This window comes from Burkholderia sp. E168m23 (genome assembly GCF_016586125.1).
GTDB classification, from domain to species: domain Bacteria; phylum Pseudomonadota; class Gammaproteobacteria; order Burkholderiales; family Burkholderiaceae; genus Burkholderia; species Burkholderia orbicola.
Map to the genome: position 1 here is coordinate 1 of NZ_BCPP01001312.1, position 1,465 is coordinate 1,465.

Genomic DNA, 1,465 nt, shown 5'->3' on the forward strand with positions numbered 1-1,465 from the left:
TGCAGCGACGCTGAGCGCCGCATTCTTTCCCGGACCCCACGAGGGTTTCGGCTGACGGGCGGGCGAGCCGTCCGGTCGTTCTGCACGGCGCATTCAAGACTCCTTGATTCGATGCGTTCTCCGAATGACGCGATCGGAGCGGGGCGGCGCGACGCGACGTTCACCATCGCAACTGCGTGGTGAGCGTGCCCGTCTCGACGATCGCGAACTGGGTGGCTCCCTGATAGGTTCCCTCGACCCGATAGCTCGCATCCGGCACGCTGAACAGGCAGCGCGATCCCGGGGCGTTGAATTCGACGAGCACGCGCCCATGCCGGCGCAGGCGCACCTGCACGTTGGACAGGGGCTGCCCGGTGCTCCCGGACAAGAAAGACACGCCCAGGTTGTACGGGCGTCCGTCAGGGGGAAGCGGCGCGGTACCGTCGATCCGTGCGTCGCCGCAGATATACGAAATCACGTACCGGTTTGCCCCCGGACCGGACGCCGGCGGCGGAGCCGCCGGTGTCTGGGCCATGGCGTTCATGCAGAGCGTGGAAAGCACGACGCTCAGGAAAGGGCGAGCCTGCTGTCGAAGCGAGGGTGACATTGCAATCTCCCGTCCGGAATCGATGACGCGCATCGACCCCGAGTCGAATTTGCCAACGTTCTTTTTGCGACACGCTATTGATACACGATGGTTTTTGAACCAACAACCGCGTGTGGCCCGAATGGGACAAGAGAAAAGATCCTATTTAAATAGGATAAAGAAGCATTTATGAGGATCGCTTAATGCTGAATAAAGGCGATATTGCCGAACATGAAAATTGCTACTCGGTAGCGATGATCGAGCACGCTTTGGATTACGTCGGAGGTATCGACGTTCGTGCCGAAAGATAACGACTGATAAAAGAAACTATTGCGCCTGTATTCAAGGCGAATCGATGAAGATCCGGATACAGATCGCACATCATGAAATGAGGGTGCGACGTTTTTGATGATTCCGTCAGTTACAGGTAAATCGAAACTTGTGTAACAAGGTATTTCTGTCTGGAAAAGCGGGCCGATTATTCTTACTTAATACGGAAAACAGTAAAAAATACGACATGAATCGCAAACGTTTGCGTGTTCTGAAAATCGATTAAGAGCTGTTGAGGGATTTTACGGAGTCCGACGGGATTATCGATTGCTATCGGGAGAACGCGTATTCGCGCCATGGATATCCACGGCGCGAATACGCCATCAGCGGCTGCCGCCCGCGCTTCGCCGTGCGCTGCGCATCGCCGGCGCGGCCGCTTCTTCAGTACCGATCGCACCGTCGATCGCCGCGCGCGGCCGGTTCATGATGTAGGCCCACAGCTGCTCGGCCGCGAGCCCGCGCTTGCGCGCCGATCGATACAGGCGGATTTCGAGTTCGGTGATCCAGTCGCCGGTGCCCGCGCACACGAGCGTGCCGTCGGCGAGCTCCTTCGCGACGCAGCTTTCCGGC

1 protein-coding gene and 1 pseudogene are annotated in these 1,465 nt (G+C 58.2%); both read right to left on the reverse strand.

Annotation, left to right across the window (positions count from 1 at the left end):
* Positions 1-160: 160 nt before the first annotated feature.
* The gene (locus tag JMF90_RS36840; protein ID WP_011547958.1) at positions 161-586 is read right to left on the reverse strand and encodes a hypothetical protein; all 426 of its coding nucleotides are present in this window, start codon (positions 584-586) and stop codon (positions 161-163) included.
* Positions 587-1,218: 632 nt separating this feature from the next.
* Positions 1,219-1,465, reverse strand: a pseudogene (locus JMF90_RS36845) (LysR family transcriptional regulator); the annotation flags it as partial.